Here is a 245-nt window from a genome sequence, read left to right on the forward strand (position 1 = left end):
GTTCGAAGGCGTCGAGCCCTTCGTGGAACCAGCGGCCCAGCACCGCCTGTGCGGTGTGCTCCAGGTAAGGCACCATGATTTGGATATCGTGCATCTGGCCGATACGGTCCAGACGGCCGATGCGCTGTTCCAGCAGATCCGGGTTGAACGGCAGATCGAACATCACCAGTTGGCTGGCGAACTGGAAGTTGCGGCCTTCGGAACCGATCTCGGAACACAGCAGCACCTGCGCGCCTTCCTCTTCG

At 61.2% G+C, this 245-nt stretch carries 1 protein-coding gene; it reads right to left on the reverse strand.

What is annotated here, in order from left to right; genetic code table 11:
- Positions 1-245, reverse strand: a 245-nt coding sequence (locus tag ACYYG1_RS17770; protein ID WP_461211658.1) for a helicase-related protein, incomplete at both ends; no start/stop codon positions are given.

The organism is Desulfocurvus sp. DL1XJH-121 (assembly GCF_054819825.1).